The following is a 25,781-nucleotide window of genomic DNA, read 5'->3' as shown; positions in this document are numbered from 1 at the left end:
CTTTTGCGTATTAGGATGCTTTATCCATTGCGGGTGGTGTTTTGACCTCCTTTGACGGAGACTCCTCTTCGGTATTATCAGTAAAGATTTCAGCCACGGCGCTACGTTCCAGTTCACCTTGCAGATTACCTTCGTCATCCACAACCGGCAGTGAGTAGTCACAAGACATGGTGTCTGGAAGTACTTCTTCAATTACGGAATCAGGAGAGACAACAGGCACTTCTTCGTAGATCTCTTCTGCCAGCTCTTGTGCTGCATTGGTTTTCGCAGCATCTAGCAAGCTCTCTTTGGTAACCACTCCTTGATAGCCATCATCGGTCACGTGGTACGCGTAGTCTTGTTTCACGCGTTTCATCTCAACAAGGGCTTCTTCAATGGTTGTCGCTGCAATGCGATAAGCTGGTGGCTGCATCACGGTTTCAACCGTCAGAGCGCGTGCTCGGTTTACGTCCTTCACGAAGGCCTCTACATATTCATCGGCAGGGTGGAGCAGAATCTCGTCTGGAGAACCTTGTTGTACTAATTCGCCATCTTTCAAAATAGCGATACGGTCACCCAAGCGAAGCGCTTCATCCAAATCGTGAGTGATAAAGATAATGGTCTTATGTAGCTTCTCTTGCAGTTCAATCAGCTGATCTTGCATTTCGCTACGGATCAGAGGATCGAGTGCCGAGAACGCTTCATCCATCAATAGGATCTCGGCGTCAGTCGCCAGTGCACGAGCCAAGCCTACACGTTGTTGCTGACCACCAGAAAGCTGCGCAGGGTATTGGTTCTCGTAACCTTTCAGACCAACTGTCTCCAACCATTCATTGGCTTTCGCAAGACGCGCTTCTTTTTTGATGCCTTGGATTTCCAAGCCGTAAGCTACGTTGTCAACCACAGTACGATGGGGCAAAAGACCGAAGCGTTGAAATACCATCGACATTTTATGGCGGCGAAACTCTTCTAGCTCTTTTGGTGACAGCTGCATTACGTCGACGCCTTCAACTAAGATTTGCCCCATGGTTGGGTCAATTAAACGGTTGAAGTGGCGAATCATGGTCGACTTACCAGAGCCAGATAGCCCCATAATAACGAAGATTTCGCCTTTGTTAATTTGCAGATTGATGTCTTTTAAACCAACGGTATGACCCGTATCAGCCAGAATTTGGTCTTTGCTCTGACCTTGTTTTACTCGCTCAATCACTGTTTTTGGCTTTGGTCCGAAGATCTTATACAGCCCGCTAATTTCAATAAGTGGCTTAGTCATGTTTCAGATCTCCTAAGTGTGCTTGGGTTCGCTTCGCGTAAGCTTGCGACGCTCGGTCAAACAAAATCGCCAGTGCCACAATTGCTAGGCCGTTAAGCAGACCAAGGGTGAAATACTGGTTGGTGATTGATTTTAATACTGGCTGACCTAAGCCTTTAACGCCAATCATAGAAGCGATAACAACCATAGAAAGTGCCATCATGATGGTTTGGTTGATACCGGCCATAATGGTTGGCATTGCCAAAGGTAATTGTACGCCGATTAAGCGTTGCTTGTTACTTGCACCAAAGGCGGTGGCGGCTTCAAGAACTTCCTTATCTACGAGTCGAATGCCTAAGTTGGTTAAACGAATGACTGGTGGAATCGCGTAGATCACAACAGCAATCAAACCTGGGATCTTACCGATACCAAGGAGCATAACGACCGGAATCAGATAGACGAACGCGGGCATGGTTTGCATCACGTCGAGCAGTGGTGTCACGACGGATTGCACGCGATTGGAGCGAGCCATGGCAATACCGATAGGAATGCCGAGCGCAATGGCGAGCATGGTACACACCGTGATGATGCTGAGCGTCCGCATCGTGTCTTCCCACATGCCAAAGTACCCAATCAGGATTAATGACACGAAACACGCGACAGCCAGTTTCCACGATCGGCTTGCGGCATAAACCAACGCGGTACATACACCAAGGATGATCATCCATGGTGTAGAAATGAGGAGTTTTTCGAACCAAACGAGAAATGAGAGAAGAGGATCGAAGAATGATTCAATAAGGTCGCCATATTCGCGAGAGAAATCGCGGTAGGCACCATCTAAGGTTTTGCGGATGGCTCTGAGATCTGAGCGATCCATTTCTGGGAATTCGCTAAGCCAATTCGAGTCAGACATGTTTACTTCCTTTTCTTGCCGAGACCCAAATGAGCCTCGGCATACAACAATTTTGGTATTCCTATACCATTTACGAAACGTCTAAGTCTTACAGTGCACCTTGCACTTTTTTAGCTACGTCTTGAGGAACCCATGCGGTCCAGATCTGTGGGTAGTTTTCTAGGAAATGGAACATGGTTTCTTCACCGTCCGCTTGGTTGTCTTCCATCCAAGCCAGCAATTGGTTCATGTCTGCATTGGTGAAACCACGTTTAGTGAAGTAGTTGTATGCAGCCGGAGAGCGTGAAGCAAACTCTTCAGTCGTAATGGTGTGAACCGGTGAAGGTGGGTACATGGTTGGTTTTGGATTTTCGCAATCAGCTTGTGTCGTACAGCTGACAAATTCTTTCTCATCAACGCCGCTACCGAAATCCACTTTCACCATATCGTACTTACCGAGAACCGCAGTTGGTGCCCAGTAGTAACCAAACCAGGCTTCTTCACGTTCGTAGGCTTTTGCTATTGAGCCAGACAGACCTGCACTTGACCCTGGGTCGATAATATCAAAGCCTGATCCGGCAAGGTCCATCGCTTTGAAAAGGTTACCGGCGCTGATTTGACAGTTCCAACCAGCTGGGCAGCTGTAAAATGCCGATTTTGCTTTGTCTTCTGGATGAGAGAACAGCTTCGCGTGTTTTTTCACACCTTCGATGGTTTTCATTTCAGGGTATTGTTTAACAAGGTAGGCAGGGATCCAGAAACCTTCTTCACCGCCATCGACGAGTGCTTTACCTGCATAGCGTAGGCGCTTTTCTTCAACACCTTTATCTAGTGCATCTTTAAGGCTGTTACTCCAAAGCTCTGGTGCCACATCGGGCTGTCCTTTTTCGATCATTGAGGTGCCAGTTGGCATGGTGTCGCCAGGGATGAGTTCGGCATCACAGCCGTAGCCGTGCTCAAGAATAAAACGGTCCACGTTGGCAATCAGTGTTGCAGAGTTCCAGTTCATATCTGCAATGGTAACCGTTCCACACTCACTTGCGTTTGCGTTGGTCGCTGCTAGCGCACCAATCGCTAGTAGTAAGGGAGTTTTGTACGTCATATTGAGTTTCCTTTCTCTAAATTGCTCACTTAGGGTAACTAATTAATCATTAGTGTTCAAACTAATGTGTTAGGTGAATTATAGCTTTGTTTATTAATGAGCGTGAAAGTGTTGGTGAATTTTTGATGAAAATAGCCACAGAAATGAAAGGTTTTTTATCGACTCATGTCAATGAATCGTATGGTGGTTTGTATGTACTGTTGCATTATTATTAGATGTCTAACGAATATTTCGCCATAAATACGATTTTTGCAAACTAAGATATTGGCATATGCTAAAAACTATAATTGGCATATGCCATAAACGAGCGTAAGGTTAAGGCGTTTTGTAGAGAGGATGTGATGGCGAGACCAAAAATAGAAAGACGCATATGTGGACGTGCAGCACACCATTGTTTTAAGCCCAATGGCGTACCGTTTTATGAGCTGGAGAAAGTCAACATATTGCCAGAAGAACTAGAGGCATTGCGATTAGCCGATCTGGAAGGATTGAGCCAGCAGCAAGCTGCCGACCAAATGGGAGTCTCTCGCCAGACCTTTGGTAATACGGTTAAAAGCGCGCGTTTTAAAGTCGCGAAAAGCCTAGTTGAGGGTCATGCACTTGTTTTTCCTGACCAGGAGTCAAACTCATGATTTACGCTATTCCGAATGACGGCGAACGTGTCGCCAATCATTTTGTAAAAGCCCCATACATTGCGATTTATTCCGACACGGAAGGGCTGTTGAAAAACCTAGCTAATATTGCTTCTATGCCACAAGCTGGGTGTAAAGCAAAATCTCAACTTATTCAATCTTTGCAAGAATATCATGTGGATGCAGTGTTGGTTCGCAACATTGGGGAACGTGCGCTTGGTAAGCTTTTGAGCAGTGGTAAACAAGTCTTTAAGCTATCGACTCGCAGTTCACTGGATGATGTAATGGGTGTGCCTAGATCGCCATTAACGGTTGCGACGCAAGGTCGCCCTTCGACCAATCACGTCAAAAAAGGTGGTTGCGGTGGCTGTGGTAGCAAAAAAGCGCCTTCGCTATTGATCAATCCTCAATCTCAATCAAAAAACACACTCATGACGTTGCGCCCAACTAAACTTAAAGCATTGGTTTCTTCTTACGTGAAAGAGGTGAAGTAATGGTTTGGTTGTTCACTTTTCTTGGGTTCTTAGCCATCATTTTGTTGATGTCACTGGGCGTGATCTTTCACAATAAACGCATTCAAGGCAGTTGCGGTGGCTTGAATAACGTCGGCGTTGACAAAGTGTGTAACTGTGAGACTACTTGCGCAGAGAATGAACGCCGCCTCTATCAGATCCAAGAGCCAAGTTCGAAAGGTCAATAGATCCTAATATTGTCTAGAAGATCAAATTTTTAATGATGAGTTTTTGCGCATTTTTTGTTCAGTTCTACGCTTAAGATTCGTCTTAACAAAGGAGAACCAAAATGGCATTTATGAAGCAGGATATCCCAAACCGTGTAACGGTGTACCATGACAATGTCGATCAGGAACAAGAACTCAAGAACGCGATGTTGCCAGAAAAGCCGCGCTATTTTAACGGTTCTCCTACCTATAAAGCCGACAGTGTTGAACAGTTCCAATCCAAGCTTGAACATATTGGTATGTCGTTAGACAAATAGACCTCAACTGAATACAACAACGCCCTCAAGTTTCGAGGGCGTTTTTTGTTGGTGAAGTGAAATGTGTCAAGTCTTAGCTTTGCTGCGTCGCTTCGTTGCAGACCTGTTTTTGTACTGCTGGTGGCGCTGGTTCGTAATGGCTGAGTGTCATGTTAAAACTGCCTTCACCGCCAGTAATTGAGCGCAGACGACGAGCATAATCTTGCAACTCGTTGACCGGAGACTTGGCTCTTAACATAGTGAAGTTCGCATCGATAGGTTCTGTGCCTTCAATCAGCCCACGATTACCAGATAAATCGCCGGATACATCCCCCACATTCGCGGTTGGAATATGAAGCTCCATTTGAACAATCGGTTCGAGCACAATCGGGTCTGCGTTGTTGATCGCATCTAAGAAGGCTTTCTTACCTGCGATGACAAACGCGATTTCTTTCGAGTCAACCGAATGGTATTTACCATCGTAAACGGTCACTTCGACATCTTTGATTGGGTTACCAGAAATCGCCCCTTCTTCCAATGCCTGAACAATGCCTTTTTCCACTGCTGGGATGAGTGCAGTAGGAATCGCGCCGCCAACCACTTTATTAATGAACTTGAAGCCCGCACCGCGTTCGAGTGGGCGTACTTTTAATTGCACCTCACCAAATTGACCCGCGCCGCCGCTTTGTTTCTTATGACGATAGTGGCCTTCTGCTGGTTTGGTTATGGTCTCAAAGTATTCGACGCTTGGCTGGCTGGTTTCCACTTCCAGTTTGTAGACTGCAGACATTTTCTCAAGCGCTACTTTGAGGTGGAATTCACCCTGACCGCTGATGATGGTTTCATTGGTGCGTGCACGATGTTCGATTCGAAGAGAAGGATCTTCGCTGGCGATTTTATTCAGCACATCCCCAAGCTTTTGCTCGTCGCCACGCTTAACGGGCTTGAGGCACAGTGAGTACATCGAATCTGGGAAGTTGAGGGTTTTGAGTTGTACGCCATCTTCTTCATGAGAGTCATGAACAATGGAATCAAATTCCAACTCATCCACTTTGGCGAGCACACAGAAATCGCCGGCAAGCGCCCTTGGGATCTCCGTTCTGTCTTTGCCTTGCAACTGGTAAAGATGACCAACTTTGAACGCTTTGTTGCTTTCACCAATGTAGAGTTGGCTGCCTGCGTTGATTTCACCTTGGTAAACACGCAAATAAGCGAGTTTACCCATGTAAGGATCGACGCTGATCTTGTACACATGCGCCACGCTGTGCTCAAGTGCTTCACAGTTTACTTTGACCTTCTTGCCGTTTTTCTCCAACAGCGGTGGGTTGCCTTCATTTGGCATCGGCATGATTTCCGCGAGAGTTCTCAGCAGCAGTTCTACCCCCGCGCCTGTTTCGGACGACACAAAGCAGATGGGAATTACGTGTCCGGTTCTCAATGCTTCTTCAAACGGATCATGCAGCTGTTCTGCTGTCAGTTCTGAGCCTTGTTCGAGATACAGTTCCATCAGCTCTTCATCGACTTCAATCACTTGGTCTATCAAGGTTTCATGCGCTTCTTCGACTTTAGCGAGCAAAGTGTCGCGTTCGATCTCTGGTTCGAAATAGCAATCCACCACCGATTGAGCATCGGCTGAAGGTAAGTTGATTGGTAAGCAATTATCACCAAAGTGCTCGATGATATTTTCCATCACGGCTTCAAGTTGGTTGCCGTGATTGTCGAGCTTGTTGATGATGATCATCTGGCACTTTTGCTGCTCTTTAGCAAAGGCGAACAAGCGGTCAGAAGTTTGGTTGATAGGCATTTGTGGGTCGATGATCAACGCGGAAGTTTCAACGGCAGGGAACACGCTGAGTGTGCGTCCGAGTAATTCATTTTGTCCGGGGGTGTCGATGATATTGAGTCGGTGTTTGTTCCAACTTAGTGCGACTGGTGTGGCTTCGATACTGTGTTGATATTGGATGGATTGTTGGTCGAAATCGGTCACCGTATCGCCTTTTTCCACACACCCTAAATGGCTAGTGGCTTGGCAGGTGTAGAGCAGTTTTTCTATCAGTGTGGTTTTGCCGGTACCCGTTTGACCGACAAAGGCGACGTTGCGGATCTTATTGATAGGCATAGAGCCTCCTTGCAAATGACGTGCGAAACCGAGTGAGCCGTTATCGGCAAATCAACGGTTCCAAAGCAAACCTGATATCAGGTACGAACTGCATTGGAGTAGGGCGGGTTTACCGCCTGTTCGTCTTCCATGTCATTTTTCGGATGACTCTATACATACAACCACCACCTTGCTGAAAAAGCGCATTAGAGGTTACTACCGTGTTAGCATGCCGTAATAACCTCGTAATTTATGTGACTTATTTCATGCTGATGGTGATTGTTTTTTAATCTAGGTCATGAAATCGGTGATGGGGTTATCATCGCTTCTTTACAGAACGATTTCTCCTTCTCGATATACCAAAGCGGGCTCAATATCCTGACCCAGTAAAATCGGACCATCTAAATCAACCACTTTCGATTGGACCGCGATGGGTAGCGCTGCACGCATCGCCAATGAAGTGCCTAACATGCAACCGGACATCAAGGTAAAACCAAGGTGTTTCGCTTCTTCTGCAAGCAATAAGGCTTCGGTAAGACCACCCGTCTTGTCGAGTTTGATGTTGACCATTTCGTATTTGCCTACCAATTCATGCAATTGTTGGCGTGTATGGCAACTTTCATCGGCACAAAGTGGAATTGGGTGCGAAATGTCTTTTAGCTTGTCATCGTCATTCGAGGGTAAAGGCTGCTCAATCATCGCAATATTCAGTGGCGTTAACGCGGCAAACGTGGCGTCTAAATCCAGCTCTTGCCATGCTTCGTTTGCATCCAGCACGATCATCGTATCGCCTGCCGCTTCACGAACTGTGCGAACACGTTCAATCACTTGTTCGCCATCGAGCTTCACTTTAAGTAGTTTTGCGCCTTGTTCGATGTAGTTGCGGGTCTGGTTTGCCATTGCCTCTGGCGTGTTAATCGACACGGTCATCGCAGTAACAATCGATGTTGGCAATTCAAATAGATCTTGGGCATGTTGCTTGCCTGCGAGTTTGGCTTGTAAGTTCCACATCGCGCAGTCGAGCGCATTACGTGCCGCACCGGCAGGGAGAAGAGTTTGTAGTTTTTCTCTGAGGGAGACTATGTTCGCGTCACCTTTGGCAAACAAACCTTGCAGTTCATGAGCGGCTTGAGAAATGGCTTTGATTACCGATTCCACCGACTCGCCGTAACGAGGGTAAGGCGTACATTCACCTTGGGCACTGATGCCATTTTGTTCTACGGTTACGCGCACCACGTGACATTCGGTTCGGCTGCCACGGGATATACGGAAAGGCGTCGCCATTGCAATGGTGACGGGCTCTACATGAATTTTCATCGCGTCTACAATCCTTAAATCGCAACTTAAATCGCAATAATCTGTTGAGCAATTTGCTCTACGCCAAAACGCACAGGATCGGTTACGGGCACTTGGTATTTCTCCGTCCATTCTTGGCAAAGCTGTGCGGCATCATCTTCACTGATTGCAGAGGTATTCAAGCAGATTCCAACAAGTTGTGTGTCAGGGTTTGTTAAACGTGCTGCTTGTAAATTTGCCTCGATGGTTTGTTCAATCGTTGGCAATTTCGCATGAGGAAGGTTGCGAATGTGTGGGCGACCGATCTCGTGACACAATACCAAAGCGTCCGCTTGTGCGCCGTGAAGCAAGCCTAAACTCACGCCCGCAAAAGAGGGATTGAACAGTGAACCTTGCCCTTCAATGATGTCCCATTCGTGGTCAGTAAACTCAGGGCTAATGGCTTCCACTGCACCAGAGATAAAGTCCGCGACAACCGCATCAATCGAAATACCACTGCCCGCGACTAAGATGCCCGTTTGACCTGTGGCTTTGAACTCAGCGTTACAACCAGATTGCTGTAAAGCTTTCTCAATCGCGAGGGCAGAGAACATCTTGCCAACCGAGCAGTCGGTGCCAACCGTTAGTAAGCGTTTCCCCGAGCGCGCTTTACCATTACCCACTTTGAGCGAGGCACCGTAATGGCGTACATCGTGTAACTTGGTTAAGCCACGTTGTTGTAAGTCATCTAAAGGAGCGAATTCAGAAAGACGTTGGTGCATACCTGAGGCGATTTCAAACCCCATTTCCGCCGCTTCTAGTAACGTCGCTTGCCATGATTCAGGAATAACACCACCAGGGTTTGCTGTGCCGATGACGAGCGTTTTTGCGCCTTGCTGCTGAGCCTGTTGCAGCGTCATATCGGTTAAACCTAATGAAACGGTTTCTGACGTAAGACGAAGCTGCCCTAAGCAAATCTCTGGGCGCCATTGATGGATACCGCGCGCAGTTTTTGCGGCTAATGGATCGGTGACGTCACCAAGAAAAAGTAAGTAAGGTTGAGCAATTTGCATGATGGTTCCCTCTGTCATTCTGTATGTTTTTAAACAGTACGTTTTCAAACAAGACGTTTTTAACCAATACGTTCAAGTAATGGCGTTTTCAAACAATGTAGCCAGTTTGAAGAGGGAAGCCGAATGCCTATTTGTTGTGCGTCTATAACTTGAGGTTATAGGGTAAGGTGAGTGCTAACTTACTGATTCACATGTCGCTTAAGTGAATCAATAAAAAGCTTGGTCGAAATGGATTGCGGTGTATGTTCCGCAAACATGATAGAGATTGAAAATGACAGCGCAGGAGAAAGTGAGCGCACGCTTACCGATTCATCATCTTGATACTGTTTTGCTGTCCATGGGTCGACAATCGCAAAGCCGGCATGGTGTTTGACCAGTTCAGCAGCAGCGGCGTAACTGCGTACTGTGATAGCGTGGTGATAATGTTCGTCGCGTGCCGAGAGTGTTTGATGAAGCAACAAACCGAGTGGGTCTCGACTGTCCAAGCCGATGATTGGCAATTCGTGCTGAATCAAATCATCAAACGATACCGAGTCCTCAGTTGAACTGAGCGCTTCTTTTGGCGCAATCAGAACAAGTTGTTGCTTGAGTAACACCTCACTCAAAATTGCGGGTGGCGCTTCTTCACCGAAGGCAATCGCCACATCCAATTCGTGCTTAAGTAAGCCTGAACACAGCTCATCACGGTTTGCCGTTAATAGTTCAAATGAGATGCCTTGTTGCTTCGACAGTGCAGCAACCGTTGGAGCAAGCAGTTGGGAAGCTAAGACAGGAGGTGCTCCGACTCTCAAGTGCTGAGTGCCTTGTTTCACTTTACTGGTGAGGGAACGAAATAGCCCAAGCTGTTGGTAGACTTTCTCGGCTTCTGGTAATAGGGCTTTGGCTTCTTGGGTCGGTACTAAGCGGCCTTTGACGCGCTCAAACAGGGCAAAGCTAAGTTGTTGTTCCGTGTGGGCAAGTACCCGAGTGACATTGGGTTGCGATACATGCAATAAGCGCGCGGCACCAGAAACGGTTCCGGTTTGCATGATGGCGTAAAAGACTTCCAATTGTCTTAAATTCACTGCGCTGTCCTGTTCATTCGTTTGAGCTTGAAGCTAGCTTATCCAATTCCTACGCTTTTTAACAATACTTGCTCGAACTTGTCCTATAGATAAAAAGAAAGCCCCAGCATAACGTCCGGGGCTTGGTCCTTATTCGATAAGCCATCGTTAGATGACGGCAGTCTGCATCGCTAGTAGCCTTGCTCTTCTTGAGCTTGTGCTTTCGCCATTTGAATTGGATCGAGTTTGAGCGTTTGAGTTGGGAATGCGATGTCCGCTTCGTGTTCTTTAATGATCGCCATTACTTGCAGTAACACATCTTGCTTCACTTCATGGTAACGCACCCAGTTCACCGTTTTAGTGAAGGTGTAAATGAAGAAGTTTAGTGAGGAAGCTCCAAACGAATCAAAGTTCACAATCAGAGTTTGGCGCGTATCAATATCTTTGTGGTTTTGTAGCATTTCACGTACTGCATCGATGATGACGGGTACTTTTTCTGCATCATCATAACGTAATCCTATCGTTTCAAAGATGCGTCTATTTAGCATGCGCGATGGGTTTTCTACGACGATATTGCTGAACACTGAGTTTGGTACATAGAGCGGTCTTTTATCGAAAGTACGGATACTGGTCATGCGCCATCCAATACGTTCAACAGTGCCTTCGATTTTACGATCTGGCGAGCGAATCCAATCGCCAACTTTAAATGGGCGATCGAAGTAAATCATTAAGCCGCCAAAGAAGTTGGACAGTAAGTCTTTTGCTGCTAAACCGACAATCAAACCACCGACGCCACCAAAGGTTAGCAAACCAGAAAGGCTAAGCCCGAATGCTTGCATGACGGTAAGCACACCAATCACGATGAAGAACAGGCGCGCGACTTTGGCGATCGCTTGCACCGTGGTTTCATCACGAGTTTTCTGTTCCAGTACATAGTCTTCAACATTAGTGATAAGACGCATCACTATCCAAACTAATATGCTGATCACTAGGATGAGTTTGAGTGTGCTAAGCCAGTTGAACTCGTTGCCTAACTCACTTTGCAAAACAATGCCGATTGATACCGTAGCGGGCCAACACCAAATGAGTGTGCTGACGGGGGTTTTTAACGCTTCTAATAAAAGGTCATCCCAATGGAAGGGGGTTTTCTCTACAAGAATCGCGAGGCGCGAATGCAAGACACGCCAAGCAATCCAAGCAAAGAAGCTGGCTATCGTGATAAATAAAACGCTGCTGCTCCAATCTTGGTGGTTAGCCATGACGTAAGTTTGAAGTTCTGTAAACCACTGTGGCATAAGTAAAGTTTCTTTTTATAGAACAATGGGGGAAAGGTAGCAGAATTTACCAATTCGCCCTAGAAAAATGATGAGGCGGAACGAAAGTGACAAAGTCTCGTTGTGTTGTAACAGGGATGTTTTGCTGTTTACATTGGCATTAATGACTTTTATATTAATTCAAGATGATGATAGGTATGACGAAATGTAAAGTATGAGTAAATCAACCTATGAGATGTGATAGAACTCGTAGATTGAAAGATAAGCACTACCATACGAACCATCAATTGTAGGTTCTTTGACTCATCGCTAACATTTATCACATTTAAATATGAGACTTTAAGGTCACTTTGAAATGCGGAGATGAACCATGGAATTTACAGAGCTAGACCGAAATGCGCTCTACGACATTTGGATGTCGCAAAAAGCAAAAATGCACCTTACCCAAATGGAGATGGCAAAACGTCTAGGTTTAAGTCTACATGAGTTCTCTTCGTTGTTACGCGGTAACGCACCGTTGACTTTGGGCTTTGTTAAGCAGTTATGTGAGCAATTGCACGTTCGTCCCGGACAAGTTATCCCATCAATGACCGAACGCGATGTATCGGGTTCTGGTTCGGTTTACTTACAAAACAGAGTGACCGTAGACGGCGACATTCGTAACGTTTTTATTGAAGGCAACCAAGTGGTGATTGAATACGAACATCACGTCCGCTAATTCAAATTTCTAAAAAAAGCGAGCTCATTGAGCTCGCTTTTTTGTTAGGGGGAGAGTCGGCAAGGTCTATGGAATCTTCACCAAAGAATCACGCGACAGATCGGCGATAGTTTTTGCGCCAGTGAGTGTCATCGCTACGCGCATCTCTTTGTCATACAAATCAAGCAAGTTTTCAACACCCGCACCGCCTTGTGCCGCTAGGGCGTAAACAAAAGAGCGACCAAGCAACGTACAGTCAGCACCAAGCGCCAACATACGAACGACATCCAGACCAGTGCGGATACCGGAGTCGACGAAAATCTTTAGGTCACCTTTTACTGCATCTGCGATGCTAGGCAGAGCTTTCGCTGTCGAAAGGACACCGTCAAGTTGACGCCCACCGTGGTTGGATACAACGATACCGTCTGCACCGAAGCGAACTGCGTCTTTTGCATCTTCTTCGTCTAGGATGCCTTTGATGACCATTGGTCCGTCCCAAAAGTCACGAATCCACTCTAGATCTTTCCAAGAAATCGAAGGATCAAAGTTTGCACCGAGCCAGCCAATGTAATCTTCCAGCTTCGTTGGTTCGCCACGGTAAGTAGAAATGTTCCCTAAGTCGTGAGGTTTACCTAATACACCGACATCCAGTGCCCAGCTTGGATGGCGCATGGCTTGGAATACTCGGCGCATCGCCGCATTTGGACCACTCATACCAGAGTGCATGTCACGGTAACGAGCACCTGGAACTGGCATATCTACGGTGAAAACCAGTGTCGTTACACCTGCCGCTTTCGCGCGCTCAAGTACGTTCTTCATAAAGCCTCGGTCTTTTAGAACATACAGTTGGAACCACATTGGGCGTTCGATCGCAGGTGCGACTTCTTCAATAGGACAAACGGATACCGTTGACATGGTGAAAGGAATGCCTTTCTTTTCTGCGGCTTTCGCGGCTTGTACTTCGCCACGTCTTGCGTACATACCAGTAAGACCAACAGGAGCAAGTGCGATTGGCATAGCAAGTTTCTCACCGAAGATCTCAGTCTCTAGGCTTAGATCGCTCATGTCACGCAGAACACGTTGTCGCAACGCAACATCACCTAAATCATCGGTGTTGCGTTTCAGCGTGCGCTCGTCGTATGAACCACCATCAATGTAATGGAAAAGAAATGGAGGCAGCTTGGCTTTCGCAGCAGCGCGGTAATCTGTAGAAGCAGAGATAATCATAATAGTGTGTCCTGGCTGTTATTCTAAGATTGCGTCCTGAGTCAATGAGCACCTGCTCTGTCAGTGTTCCACTGACTGCCATCCTTTCGGCAGTCGACGTCAGAATAGAGTATAGATAAGTGATTGAGCTGTGGTGGATTCCATACACTGAACAATCAATTATCTGCACTGAAAAAGACTGGTACATCGGTCGGGGGATTGATGCAGCAAGCCACACCAAAAGTGTCGGGGTAGTAGTGCAGACCGATGTACCAGAGAAAGAGCAGGGCGGGGGAAGCCCTGCATTTATTATTAATTCATTAAAGCGTCGGTGATTTGGAAACCGTAAATTAGAATCAGACCGATGATGCCAGTTACCACGAGGTAGTAGAACGTTGGAATTACCGTCTTACGTAGCGTTGCACCTTCGCGTCCTAACAGGCCAACGGTTGCGGATGCAGCAACCACGTTGTGGATAGCAATCATGTTACCCGCAGCTGCGCCTACCGCTTGTAGAGCCACGACAATGGCACTTGAGATGGTCAGTGTCTGTGCTACTTCGAACTGGAATTGGCTGAACATCATGTTCGACACTGTGTTAGAGCCGGCGATGAATGCACCAAGGGCACCAACGGTAGCACTCAACGCCGGGAATGCTGAGCCAACTAGGTCTGCTGCGAAGTTTGCCGTGGTTACTGGCATACTTGCGAGATCTGCACCGTTGACACCTGAGTTAATGAAGATGCGAACCATAGGAATGGTGAACACAAGAACAAAACCTGCACCAATTAACGTCTTACTCGATTCGCCAAACGCTTTACCCAATGATTTCGCACCACCACCTTGTAGAAGAACCGCAAGCAATGCTACGAAGACTAGGATGCCACCAGGAAGGTATAGAGGTTGAATCGCTGTGCTGATGCCTGTCTCGCCAAGAATATTACCAAACGAAAGGCTTACGCTCTTAAGTAGACCTTTGAACTCAGGGCTCACACGGCTTGCTACGAGGATAATCGCTAGTAGTACGTATGGAGCCCATGCTTTGGTCAGACTCATTGGTTTGCCTGGGTTGTCATCCAGATTGATCTTTAGAGAGCCGAGCCATTCTGCTGGCCATTTATCTTCGCTTTCGAAATCCCATTTTGTTTTTGGAACAAGGAAGCCTTTCTTCGCCGCGGTAACCACAATGGCTAGACCCACTAGACCACCAATGAGTGATGGGAACTCTGCACCCAAGAACACGCCTGTAAGTGCGTAAGGAACGGTGAAAGCAACACCAGCAAATAGTGCAAATGGCAGAATGTCTAGACCTTCGCTCCAGCTCTTGTTTTTACCGAAGAAGCGAGTCAGCATCATTGCCATTAGTACAGGAATTAGCGTGCCAACGGTCGCGTGAATCATTGCCACACTTGCGGTGATTTGTTGCAGGTAGGCATCCCACGTTGAACCGTGTGCGACAAGTGCTTCACCAATGTTGTGTGTATCTAGACCTTTATTCACACCCACGATGATTGGTGTACCAACCGCGCCAAATGATACTGGTGTTGATTGGATCATCATGCCCATCAAGACCGCTGCAAGAGCAGGGAAACCAATCGCAACCAATAGTGGTGCTGCGATAGCTGCAGGTGTACCGAACCCCGATGCACCCTCAATGAATGAACCAAAACACCAAGCGATGATGATGGCTTGCACTCGACGGTCTGCCGAAATATCAGTAAATCCATTGCGGATAGTCGTGATTGCTCCGGTATGTTTTAAAGTGTTGAGCAAGAAGATGGCACCGAACACGATCCATAGAACAGAGACAGTAATTCCTAACCCTTGGAATACAGAGGCCAGTACGCGAGTAGCTGACATATCCCAAAACATTAGGGCGATAGCGACGGTTAGACCGAACGCAACAGGCATAGCTTTTTTAGCAGGCCAGTTGAGACCAACCAATAATATGGCGGCGACAACAATTGGCGAAAACGCCACAAGGGCAAGTAGGGTTTCACTCATTGGTACATCCTCGTACGCTGACTTCTCGAACGGCTTTATGCTGTAGAGATGATTTTTGTTGTAATGGTTTTGTTAATTTGGCGTGAATTTACCCCTTTATTTTTTATAGATATAGGGAAATAATGAAATTAATTTATTCCAAAAGTGACATAATCGATGCGTGCAGACGACCTAATCCTATTCTCTCAGGTAGTAGAAATGGGCAGCTTTAGTAAGGTGGCTGAAGAAAATAACCTTACAAATTCGGTAGTTAGTAAAAGAATTGCTCGATTGGAAGAAGAAATTGGCGCTCAGCTATTATATCGAACAACGCGTAAATTGACCCTGACCGAAGCGGGAAAGGTTTTGTTACATAGTGCTAAAAATGTGAAGCAAGCCACTCAGGAGGCTATGGATGCAGTTTCAGGCTTTGGTGAGAATGTCAGTGGTCATATTAAAATGTCGGTGCCGACTATCTCCGGTGATTTGATTCTAGCGGACGCGGTTGCAGAGTTTTGTAATATGCATCCTGGTTTAACAGTGGATATGTCGCTTGATAACCGCTTTGTCGACTTGGTTGCTGGTGGTTTTGACTTGGTAATTCGTACCGGTTACTTGGAAGATTCCAGTCTGATTGCGAGACATATTCTGGACTCTCAATGGGTAGTATGTGCTTCTCCTTCTTACATTGCTAAACATGGTAAACCGATCGAACCGATCGATCTGACGACACACAACTGCTTGCAATACGCCTATCAAACCACGGGGGCAACGGATTGGCAGTTCAAAGGCAAAGATGGCGATTACATCGTTAGAGTTTCTGGATGTTTCTCGACAGATAACGCTACCGCATTACGAAAAGCAGCTTTGGGTGGGCACGGCATTGCCTACGTACCGCGTTGCTTGGTTTATCATGACATTCGTAGTGGGGAGTTGGTGGATATCTTCCCAGAATTGGTTGGTAAAAAGCTAGGTATCTACGCGGTTTACCCTTTTACTCGTCAACCGCCTAACAAAGTGAAGCTTTTAATAGAACACATTCGAGAGCGATATCTCACTATCTCACATTACTTTTAGTCGGTTCATAAATATAAGAAATGTTTCAATCTATTGGTTGAAATTCTGTACCTGAACCCTAAGGTAGGTATTGAGAATAAATCTCAATAAAATAATAAAACTAAACACTTAACTTCAAATGGAGTAACACGGACGTTATGCATTACCCAAAAACTCGTAAAGATTCTGTCGTCGACACTTATTTTGGTCACGACATCGCAGACCCATATCGTTGGCTGGAAGACGATTTGAGCCAAGAAACCGCAGAGTGGGTTTCAGGACAAAACTCAATCACCTTCGATTACTTAGGTCAGATTCCTTTCCGTCAACAAATTCGTGAACTAGTGGCGAACAGTCAGAACTATGAAAAGTATTCTCAACCTTTTGTTCATGGTGACTATACCTACTTCTATAAAAATGACGGTTTGCAAAACCAGAGCGTTTTATACCGCCGTAAAGGGGATGAAGAAGCGGAAATCTTTCTCGATCCAAACACGTTTTCAGAGGAAGGAACGACATCGCTTGGGGAAGTGAAGTTCTCTAATGACGACACTCTTGTCGCCTATTCAATTTCTGAGGGTGGTAGTGATTGGCGTAAGATCTTTGTCATTGACGTCGAAACGAAAGAGCAACTTGAGCCTGAAATCGTAGATGCTAAGTTCACTACGATTTCTTGGCTTGGCAACAAAGGCTTTTATTATGCAAGTTATGACAAACCAAAAGGCAGTGAGCTTTCAGCGCGCACTGAGCAGCACAAGCTTTACTACCATGAGCTAGGCACATCACAATCTGAAGACAAAGTGATCTTTGGTGCATTGGAGTCACAAAAGCACCGTTATGTAGGAGGAGTGACAACCAAAGATGATCGTTTCTTGATTATCACTGGTGCAGAATCGACATCAGGAAACAGACTGTTTTATGTCGATCTTACTTCAGAAGAGCAAGCAGTTAGTACGCTTCAAGATACTGTCGAAGGTGACACTTATCTTATCGATAACCAAGATGACACATTGATCTTTTACACCAATTTGGATGCGCCAAACGGCAAGGTGGTTGGCTACAACACTCAATCTCAACAATGGACAGAGATCATAGCCGAGCAGGAACAACCACTGGATATCAGCAAAGGTGGTGGTTATTTGTTTGCCACTTACATGGTTGATGTTCTCTCCAAGGTTCAGCAGTTTACTTATCAGGGGGAGTTGGTACGCGAAGTCACTCTACCCGATCAAGGCACCGTATATGGCTTACAAGGAAAAGCAGAAGACAAGACGCTTTATTATACTTTTACTAACTACGTGACCCCTCCAACCATCTTCTCTTTTGATGTAGAAAGTGGTGGTTCAGCGCTTTACCAAGAATCAAAAGCGCCGTTTGACCGTCAAGAATACGAATCTCAACAAGTGTTCTATACCTCGAAAGATGGCACGCAAGTACCGATGATCATCTCTTACAAAAAAGGCACCAAACTCGATGGTAGCGCACCAACCATGCTGTATGGCTACGGTGGTTTTAATATCAGTTTGACGCCGATCTTCTCGGGAAATGTTGCGAACTGGCTAGAACTGGGCGGCATCTACGCGGTGGCAAACATGCGTGGTGGCGGTGAGTATGGCAAAGCTTGGCACAATGCAGGTACTCAACAACAAAAGCAAAATGTGTTTGATGACTTTATTGCCGCAGCGGAATATTTGATTGAGAAGAACTACACCAGTTCAGAGCGTCTTGCGATTCGTGGGGGCTCAAATGGCGGCTTGTTAGTTGGTGCGTGTATGACTCAACGTCCAGAGCTGTTTAAAGTCGCGATTCCTGCGGTTGGTGTATTGGATATGCTTCGCTACCACACCTTTACGTCTGGTGAAGGCTGGAAGTACGACTACGGCACGTCAGAGCAAACAGAGGCTATGTTCAAGTATCTACTCGGTTATTCACCCGTACACAACGTGAAAGAGGGTGTGTCGTACCCTGCGACGCTTGTCACGACCGCAGACCACGATGACCGTGTGGTACCTGCACACTCATACAAATTCATCGCAGAGTTGCAAGACAAGCATCAGGGAGACAATCCAGTATTGATTCGTATTGATGTTAACGCTGGACATGGCGCGGGTATGCCTTTGAGTAAACAAATCGACCTGACCACGGATGTTTACGCGTTTGCGTTACATAACATGGGCATTACTGCACTCGATATTTAAAGGCTAACGACCTGACGCTAAGTTGTTTTCCTTGGCGTCAGAGGCTAGCAGCCAGTCAGGTGGGAGATACCATCTGAAACACAATAAAAAAATGCCGCGAAATCATTCGCGGCATTTTTCATGGTTGGGGGAACTCAATTTGATAGTTAGGGTGACTAAGCCTAACTTTGAACCAACCAGTCTCGGCGGCCAAACCGAATGGCAGCTATACCATTTTCGTAGTTATGGCGAAAATTTCACCATGCTTTAATCCTAGTGTATGAATATGAAACTGTGATTAATCTAAGCAGCATCATGTTGATTTTCATTGTTTTCAAGATCAAATGAGGCATCAATCAGCTTTCTAGTGTAATCACTTTTCGGGTTATGGAAGATCTCTTCCGCAGTCCCTTGCTCCATTACCTCACCCTTTTGCATGACCAATACACGATCAGAGAGTGCTTTAACGACAGAAAGGTCATGGCTGATAAAGAGGTAGCCAATATTGTGCTTTTTCTGCAGATCTTTTAGCAAATCAATGACGGTTAACTGAACAGAGCGGTCGAGAGCTGAGGTTGGCTCGTCAAGCAAAATGAAAGAAGGCTCAAGAATCAACGCGCGCGCAATCGCAATACGTTGACGCTGACCGCCAGAAAACTCGTGTGGGTAACGGTTAATAGATGCTGGATCTAGACGCACTTCACGCAGCACATCACGCGCCTTTTGCATTCGTTCCGCTTTGTTCATTTGAGGTTGATGAACGGTTAGTCCTTCAGTAATGATTTCGCCAATGGTCATACGAGGCGAAAGCGAACCGTATGGGTCTTGGAAAACCATCTGCACGTCTTTCTTCAGCGCAAAGCGTTCTTTGTCCGTCAGAAGCGCTAGGTCTTGCCCTTTGAACTGAATTTTACCCGTTGACGGCAGTAAGCCAATCAATGCACGACCAAGGGTCGATTTGCCGGAGCCAGACTCGCCAACGATACCTAGGGTCTCTCCTTGTTTTAACGCTAAGGAGATGCCTTTCACGGCTTCAAAGTATTCATTTTTACTCGCAATGAAGTGAGGTTTAACAAGAAACTTAACGCGGATGTCATCGGCTTTTAGCAGTTCAGTCGCATCTTCTTCAATTGGGTCTTTGCTGCCTTTTGGAATCGAATTAATCAACATCTTAGTGTAATCATGTTGCGGGTCTGAGAAGAGCGCTTCAGTGATGCCCTCTTCGACGACTTCACCTTTACACATGACTAATACTCGGTCTGCAAAGTGCTTCACAACGCCTAAGTCATGAGTGATAAATAGGATCGCCATGCCCATCTTGGCTTGAATCTCTTTAATCAGATAAAGCACTTCTGCTTGGACGGTGACATCGAGCGCAGTGGTTGGCTCATCAGCAATCAGGATATCTGGTTCGTTGATCAATGCCATGGCAATCATGATGCGTTGCAACTGGCCGCCTGAAAATTCGTGCGGGTACTTATCATAAGCTTGTTGAGGATTTGGTAGATGCACCAAATCGAACAGTTCAAGTACTTTTGCTTTGGCTTGTTTTTTACTTACAGGACGATGACACATAATGGCTTCTGCCACTTGAATACCAACGCGCATGTAAGGGTTGAGTGAAGTCATCGGCTCTTGGAAGATCATGCCAATACGATCGCCGCGGATGCTCTGCATCTGACGTTCGGTTTTATCTAGTATGGACTCGCCTTCGAAGAAGATAGAAGAATCTGAGTGCAAAATGGCATTGTCTGGCAGTAGTTTCATCAACGCATTGGTTGATACTGATTTTCCTGAGCCGGATTCGCCTACGATAGACAGTGTTTCACCAGCTTTGAGATCAAAGCTCACCTTCTTTACTGCATCGACGATACCATCGTTTGTCGTAAAACTGACAGATAGGTTACTCACCGAAAGAATGGTTTGTGTGGACATCACGTTTCCTTGTGTATCGAGTTGTTATTACTTTTATGCTGTCGCCTTGCCGTGGCAAATTCCTATGCCTTATCGCTCAAATGATCAATTATCTTGAACGATCAATTATATAGCTGAGTCGCTCCGGTTTCTGCAGAACTCATGGTTTGTAAATACAAGAACTGCTCATGAGCACGAGTGACATGATCGAGTTCTATCATCCACTCTGCATTTCTCTGAGCAGAGCAAAACGCTGCCATATGAGCCAACAAATCTTCACTGTGTTTGCTGAGCATCTGGCTCACTCGACCAATTAAATCGTGGCTTTCTAGCTGTAAAAACTGGAGTAGCGCATAAGATTGATTAAGAGCCGAGAACGCTTCTTGCTGCATTCCTAGTTTGTTTAGGATTTCAGATTGCGCCACGCTGGCATCGCGTAAACCACTCACTAAACATACGAACTGGCATGGCTTAGTTTGTTCATTTTCAAGAGCGGAGTGAATGTGATTTGGCAAATGGTTGAGCACATCTTCGTACAGACGATGGGCTTCAGGCCAGTGACCTTGCTCCATCAATTGCTCTGCTTTCAAGTAGCGCATCCAGCATTGCTCAATATTCATCTTCGTCTCCACAAAATTCGATTTGGGTAGATATTAAATGAAATTAATTATCAATTGCAAGTGCGACTTATTAGCATTTTAAACTTAGAACAGCTGCTCGTAAAATGTGCAAACGAACCGGGGTGGAAGATAAATCACTTAAATTTAAACAAATAATCTCTACACTGAGGTAAAGACAATAAGAAAAGGAGGCAAGTATGGCAGTACAAAGATTGGAAGCTAAACAGCTGTATTCTGTAGCTGAGTTAGAGAATATGCCATGTAAGTCGACCAAGGAATTACCTCCGATTGACGAAATTGTTGGACAAGAGCGCGCACAAAAAGCGGTTGAGTTTGCTATGTCAATCAAGGAGAAAGGGTACAACATCTACGCCATAGGTCAGAATGGTCTAGGTAAGCGCACGATGATCCTGCGCTATTTAAACCGTCATCAACATGATGCTGCGGCACTGTTTGATTGGTGTTACGTTGCGAACTTTGAAGATACGCGTATACCGAAAGTGCTTAAGCTGCCTTGTGGCATTGGTAATAAGCTGAAAGTGGATATCGAAAAGCTGATGGGCAAATTGCTTAACGCATTGCCACTCGCCTTCGATAACGAGATGTACTATAGCCGTGCCGATCGCCTAAAAAACCAATTGGCGAATAAGCAGCAATCAGAGTTAGACAGTATCAGTAAAGAAGCCAAAGAGAAGGGCATTAGTCTAACGATTACGGCACAAGGCGACTACCAATTTGTGGCGATGAACGGTGAAGATCTGCACACCGAAGAATCTTTCGATGAGTTAAGTAAGAAAGAACAAGAGTATTTCGGCAGCAGCATTGATGAATTGGAAATCAGCCTGCGCAACATGGTTCGCGAGTTGACCGAGTGGGAAGACACGTTCAGTGAGAAGATCAAAAAGCTCAACGATGACGTGACTCTGGATGTGATCACCCATTTCATTAAGCAATTGAAATTGGATTATGCAGAGTACCCAGAAATCAAAACGTACCTGACCGATCTGCAAAAAGACATTGTTGAAAATGCAGAGATCTTCTTGGAGCAGAGTGGAGAGCAAGGTGAGATTGCAACAGCATCTTTAGATAAGAAGCTCCCACGCCGCTACAAAGTAAACGTGTTGGTGAGTCGTAAAGATTGTGAATTCCCTATTGTGGTGGAAGAAAACCCAAACTATCACTCACTGTTTGGCTCAATTGAAACGGCGACGTTCAAAGGTACCGTGTTCACGGACTTTTCTTTGATTCGAGCTGGTAGCTTACACAAAGCGAACGGTGGTGTGCTGCTGATGGATGCACAAAAGGTGCTTGAGCAACCTTATGTGTGGGATGGGTTGAAGCGCGCATTGCGTTCTCGCCAATTGAGCTTCACTTCGCTAGAGAAAGAGGTGACGTTGACTGGGGCGGTTTCGCTTGATCCTGAACCGATTCCATTGGATATCAAGATCATCTTGTTTGGTGATTACCGCACTTACCAATTGCTACAGCACTACGATCCAGAATTTGGTGAACTATTCCGTGTTACAGCTGATTTCGAAGATGAGATGAAGCGTACACCGGATTCAGAACTACAATATGCACGCTTTATTTCAAGCGTGGTGAATGACAATAATATGCTGCATTGCGATAAGAAAGCCATCGCACGCATCATTGAATACAGCTCTCGTTTGTCTGGTGACCAGACGAAGATTTCACTGCACTCTGCCAACATTGCAAACCTATTACGTGAGTCTAACTACGTGGCTCGCCAAGCGAACTCCAATATGATTCGTATCGGGCACGTAGAAGAGGCGCTGAGTAATCAGGAAATGCGAGTGAGTCGTTTGCAAGACAGCGTGATGGAAACCTTTGTCAACGGCACGACTTTGATCCATACCGAAGGTTCTGCGGTAGGGCAGGTAAATGCATTGTCAGTGCTGAGCACCAGCGATCACATGTTCGGTGCACCTAACCGAATTACAGCGACTACTTGTTATGGCGATGGCGACGTGATTGATATCGAGCGAAGCGTTGATCTTGGCGGCAGCATTCACTCGAAAGGTGTGATGATTCTGTCGGCTTATCTATCGTCTGTATTTGGTAAGACGGCACGTGTTCCACTGACAACCACGATTACTTTCGAGCAATCATATGGTGGTGTTGACGGTGACAGTGCGAGTATGGCGGAGTTCTGTGCGGTAGTATCGGCATTCTCGAAGCAGCCAAACCGTCAGGACATTGCTATCACAGGTTCGATGAACCAATTTGGTGAAGCACAGCCTATCGGTGGGGTAAATGAGAAGATCGAAGGTTTCTACGATGTGTGCGAAATTAAAGGTCGTCACGATGGACAAGGGGTGATTATTCCGCGCTCAAACGTACATAACCTGATGCTTCGTTCTGACATTGTTAAAGCGGTAGAGAAAGGGGACTTCCATATCTGGGCAATCGACCATGTTACTGAGGCTGTTGAGCTGTTCACTGGCAAAGCGGCGGGCGAAGCAACAGATGAAGGCACATACCCAATCGATACTATTTTTGGTTTGGCACAAGCTAAGCTCAATGCGTTGAGAAAATAGGCGCTTATTAACATAAAAACTGATAGAAAAGCGTACAAATTTTCATAACTTGTCATAACGACAATATCCCGTCGCACTTGACGGGATATTGTCGATAAAGTTATGAAATTGGTGGCTTTTCGTTCTGGACAAAAGTGTGATCTACCTCTAGTATTTGCCTCCTTGTTTATTCGTCTGGGAATAATCCCATCGCAAGGAAGCCAACACTCAAATACCTGAGGTTACTCATGCAGCTATCACTGAAAAACTTGTCGGTACGTACGCAAGTTTTGGTTCCAGTTTTATTCACCGCGATCACTCTGTTTATTACATTGTGGATCACTCAAAACAACCTAGAAGCAGAGCAAGAATTGGTTGCTTCTAACTCCGATTCTCTTGTGTTCTATAAAGACACATTAGCGAAAATCGATGACCAAGTTTACCCATTGCGCATAAGCGCGGTTTACGCGATCTACGATGCTTCTCGTCGTGATGCATTCCTTGCTGATCTAAAGTCAGGCGCGAAAGCGATTGATATCGATCTTGATCTTGTTGATGAGCGCGGCACGTTCAGTAAAGAAGCGCAAAAAGTACGTCAAAGCATCGATGCATACATTGATTACTCAACACGTGCTGTAGAGTTCTTCAACCGTCATGATCGTGGTCTGGTTTCTGATAGCGAATACACAAACTTCATCTCAGGTTACCGCCGTGTTGGTAACGAAATGGTGGCAACCATCAACGCACTATCACAACGTGTGAATGAGATTGCGACTGAAGCAACTGCAGCAAGCGCTCGTGAGCATACTCGCGTACAAAACAATGCAATGATCTCTGTGATTGCGGTATTTGCGTTCTCTTTGCTGGGTGCTTGGTTCCTATCTGGCATGATTGTTACGCCAATCCAAAAACTGCAAGAAGTGATGCGTAAGCTAGCAGGTGGTGACCTGTCAGTGCGTGCAGACATTGATGGCGACAACGAAATTTCTCAGCTAAGCAAAGACGTAAACCAAACAGCGAAACAGCTTCACGATACGGTTGATCAATTGATGCGCATCAGTGAAGAAGTGGCGTCTGCTTCAACAGAACTTGCAGCGGTAATGACGCAAGCTGAAGCGAATGCTCAACAAGAATTGGCTGAAATCGAGCAAGTTGCATCAGCGGTTAACGAGCTAGCAAGCACAGCAAACAATGTGAGTGATAACGCGACATCTGCAGATGCGACTGCGCGTGAAGCTGATGGTCTAGCACAGTCTGGCTTGTCGATCTTCCAAGAGAGCGCTCAAGCAAGCGAGCAGATGTCTCAAGCACTGAACGATGCAGCACAAGTGGTATTGCGCCTAAAAGAGCAGTCTGTTCAAATCAACGATGTGATTGAAGTGATTCGTGGCGTATCTGAGCAAACTAACCTTCTCGCACTGAACGCAGCGATCGAAGCTGCACGTGCTGGTGAATCTGGTCGTGGTTTTGCTGTCGTAGCAGACGAAGTTCGTATGCTGGCAGCGCGCACTCAAGACTCAACGCAAGAAATCTCATCAATTATTGAAGAGCTTCAAGCGCAGTCTGGTCTTGCAAACGACAGCATGCAGGTGAGCCTAGAAATGCTTAACCGCAATAACGAGCTGACACAACAAGCGAACGATGCGTTGATTGGCATTACAGAGTCTGTTGCAAACATTAACGATTCAAACACGCAAGTGGCGACTGCCGCAGAAGAGCAATCTCAAGTAACTCAAGACATCAACCGTAACGTGGTTAACATGTCTGAACTGGTAAACCAAAACGTAGCAGGCATCAGCCAAAGCGCGAGCGCAAGTACAGAGCTTTCTCACCTTGCCGAGAAACAGAAAGAGCAATTGAGCTTCTTTAAACTATAAGCAATCCGCGCCAATTGATATTACGAGAATCCCTAAGCGAAGGCTTGGGGATTTTTTTATCCATAATTCCAGCATTTTATTGAGCTTGCTTATCAATACGATAAACATAATTTGTTGGC

At 46.0% G+C, this 25,781-nt stretch carries 21 protein-coding genes; 9 read left to right on the top strand and 12 right to left on the bottom strand.

Going from position 1 to position 25,781, the window contains the following annotated elements:
- Positions 1-10: 10 nt before the first annotated feature.
- From J4N44_RS25130 to J4N44_RS25120, 3 genes are all read right to left on the bottom strand, one after another.
- Positions 11-1,252 (bottom strand): quaternary amine ABC transporter ATP-binding protein, encoded by a 1,242-nt coding sequence (locus J4N44_RS25130; protein ID WP_009697898.1) that lies wholly within the window; start codon positions 1,250-1,252, stop codon positions 11-13.
- A complete protein-coding gene (locus J4N44_RS25125; protein WP_029788247.1) occupies positions 1,245-2,144 on the bottom strand; it encodes an ABC transporter permease in 900 nt (299 codons plus the stop codon). The genes J4N44_RS25130 and J4N44_RS25125 overlap by 8 nt, the downstream gene beginning before the upstream one ends.
- Positions 2,145-2,232: 88 nt before the next feature.
- Positions 2,233-3,225: an ABC transporter substrate-binding protein gene (locus J4N44_RS25120; RefSeq protein ID WP_005452943.1), complete on the bottom strand. Its 993-nt coding sequence runs from the start codon at positions 3,223-3,225 to the stop codon at positions 2,233-2,235.
- A 341-nt stretch (positions 3,226-3,566) separates the two neighbouring features.
- Between J4N44_RS25120 and J4N44_RS25115 the strand changes: the two genes are divergently transcribed.
- The 4 genes from J4N44_RS25115 (at position 3,567) to J4N44_RS25100 (ending at position 4,853) form a co-directional block, all read left to right on the top strand.
- On the top strand, positions 3,567-3,857 hold the full coding sequence (locus J4N44_RS25115; protein WP_005452940.1) for a DUF134 domain-containing protein: 291 nt from the start codon (positions 3,567-3,569) through the stop codon (positions 3,855-3,857).
- Positions 3,854-4,351 carry a NifB/NifX family molybdenum-iron cluster-binding protein gene (locus tag J4N44_RS25110; RefSeq protein WP_005452938.1) on the top strand — a complete coding sequence of 166 codons (498 nt, stop codon included), beginning with the start codon at positions 3,854-3,856 and terminating at the stop codon, positions 4,349-4,351. Before J4N44_RS25115 ends, J4N44_RS25110 begins: the two co-directional genes overlap by 4 nt.
- Entirely contained in the window at positions 4,351-4,557 is a 207-nt protein-coding gene (gene nqrM, locus J4N44_RS25105) for a (Na+)-NQR maturation NqrM (protein WP_005452936.1), read from the top strand. Before J4N44_RS25110 ends, nqrM begins: the two co-directional genes overlap by 1 nt.
- A 101-nt stretch (positions 4,558-4,658) precedes the next feature.
- Positions 4,659-4,853 carry a hypothetical protein gene (locus J4N44_RS25100; protein WP_009697894.1) on the top strand — a complete coding sequence of 65 codons (195 nt, stop codon included), beginning with the start codon at positions 4,659-4,661 and terminating at the stop codon, positions 4,851-4,853.
- A 73-nt stretch (positions 4,854-4,926) separates the two neighbouring features.
- Here the strand turns inward: J4N44_RS25100 and fusA are convergent, their stop codons facing one another.
- From fusA to J4N44_RS25075, 5 genes are all read right to left on the bottom strand, one after another.
- Entirely contained in the window at positions 4,927-6,951 is a 2,025-nt protein-coding gene (fusA, locus tag J4N44_RS25095; RefSeq protein WP_252045379.1) for an elongation factor G, read from the bottom strand.
- Between the two features lie 309 nt (positions 6,952-7,260).
- Positions 7,261-8,247, bottom strand: coding sequence for an N-acetyl-D-Glu racemase DgcA (dgcA, locus tag J4N44_RS25090; protein ID WP_252045378.1), 987 nt, complete (start codon positions 8,245-8,247; stop codon positions 7,261-7,263).
- Between the two features lie 26 nt (positions 8,248-8,273).
- Positions 8,274-9,278: an N-acetyltransferase DgcN gene (dgcN, locus tag J4N44_RS25085; RefSeq protein WP_252045377.1), complete on the bottom strand. Its 1,005-nt coding sequence runs from the start codon at positions 9,276-9,278 to the stop codon at positions 8,274-8,276.
- Between the two features lie 179 nt (positions 9,279-9,457).
- Positions 9,458-10,342, bottom strand: coding sequence for a LysR family transcriptional regulator (locus J4N44_RS25080; protein WP_252045376.1), 885 nt, complete (start codon positions 10,340-10,342; stop codon positions 9,458-9,460).
- A 170-nt stretch (positions 10,343-10,512) separates the two neighbouring features.
- Positions 10,513-11,616 (bottom strand): mechanosensitive ion channel family protein, encoded by a 1,104-nt coding sequence (locus J4N44_RS25075; protein WP_029788240.1) that lies wholly within the window; start codon positions 11,614-11,616, stop codon positions 10,513-10,515.
- A 349-nt stretch (positions 11,617-11,965) separates the two neighbouring features.
- Between J4N44_RS25075 and J4N44_RS25070 the strand changes: the two genes are divergently transcribed.
- Positions 11,966-12,313: a helix-turn-helix domain-containing protein gene (locus J4N44_RS25070; protein ID WP_005452917.1), complete on the top strand. Its 348-nt coding sequence runs from the start codon at positions 11,966-11,968 to the stop codon at positions 12,311-12,313.
- A 66-nt stretch (positions 12,314-12,379) separates the two neighbouring features.
- Here the strand turns inward: J4N44_RS25070 and lldD are convergent, their stop codons facing one another.
- A complete protein-coding gene (gene lldD, locus J4N44_RS25065; protein WP_005452916.1) occupies positions 12,380-13,519 on the bottom strand; it encodes an FMN-dependent L-lactate dehydrogenase LldD in 1,140 nt (379 codons plus the stop codon).
- A gap of 291 nt (positions 13,520-13,810) precedes the next feature.
- A complete protein-coding gene (locus J4N44_RS25060; protein ID WP_005452915.1) occupies positions 13,811-15,502 on the bottom strand; it encodes an L-lactate permease in 1,692 nt (563 codons plus the stop codon).
- Between the two features lie 156 nt (positions 15,503-15,658).
- Between J4N44_RS25060 and J4N44_RS25055 the strand changes: the two genes are divergently transcribed.
- On the top strand, positions 15,659-16,558 hold the full coding sequence (locus J4N44_RS25055) for a LysR family transcriptional regulator (RefSeq protein ID WP_005452914.1): 900 nt from the start codon (positions 15,659-15,661) through the stop codon (positions 16,556-16,558).
- 137 nt (positions 16,559-16,695) lie between these two features.
- Positions 16,696-18,735: a prolyl oligopeptidase family serine peptidase gene (locus J4N44_RS25050; RefSeq protein ID WP_252045375.1), complete on the top strand. Its 2,040-nt coding sequence runs from the start codon at positions 16,696-16,698 to the stop codon at positions 18,733-18,735.
- A gap of 282 nt (positions 18,736-19,017) precedes the next feature.
- Here the strand turns inward: J4N44_RS25050 and J4N44_RS25045 are convergent, their stop codons facing one another.
- A complete protein-coding gene (locus J4N44_RS25045; RefSeq protein WP_252045374.1) occupies positions 19,018-20,649 on the bottom strand; it encodes an ABC transporter ATP-binding protein in 1,632 nt (543 codons plus the stop codon).
- 101 nt (positions 20,650-20,750) lie between these two features.
- The gene (locus tag J4N44_RS25040) at positions 20,751-21,248 is read right to left on the bottom strand and encodes a hypothetical protein (RefSeq protein WP_005452911.1); all 498 of its coding nucleotides are present in this window, start codon (positions 21,246-21,248) and stop codon (positions 20,751-20,753) included.
- A gap of 197 nt (positions 21,249-21,445) precedes the next feature.
- On the opposite strand from J4N44_RS25040, the gene J4N44_RS25035 reads away from it, so the two are divergent.
- The gene (locus J4N44_RS25035; RefSeq protein WP_005452910.1) at positions 21,446-23,806 is read left to right on the top strand and encodes a Lon protease family protein; all 2,361 of its coding nucleotides are present in this window, start codon (positions 21,446-21,448) and stop codon (positions 23,804-23,806) included.
- Between the two features lie 227 nt (positions 23,807-24,033).
- Positions 24,034-25,662 (top strand): methyl-accepting chemotaxis protein, encoded by a 1,629-nt coding sequence (locus J4N44_RS25030; protein ID WP_005452908.1) that lies wholly within the window; start codon positions 24,034-24,036, stop codon positions 25,660-25,662.
- Positions 25,663-25,781: the final 119 nt, after the last annotated feature.

Origin of the sequence: Vibrio sp. SCSIO 43155 (assembly GCF_023716605.1) — a bacterium.
Lineage (GTDB): Bacteria > Pseudomonadota > Gammaproteobacteria > Enterobacterales > Vibrionaceae > Vibrio > Vibrio harveyi.
This window is presented reverse-complemented; position numbering and strand designations above follow the sequence as displayed.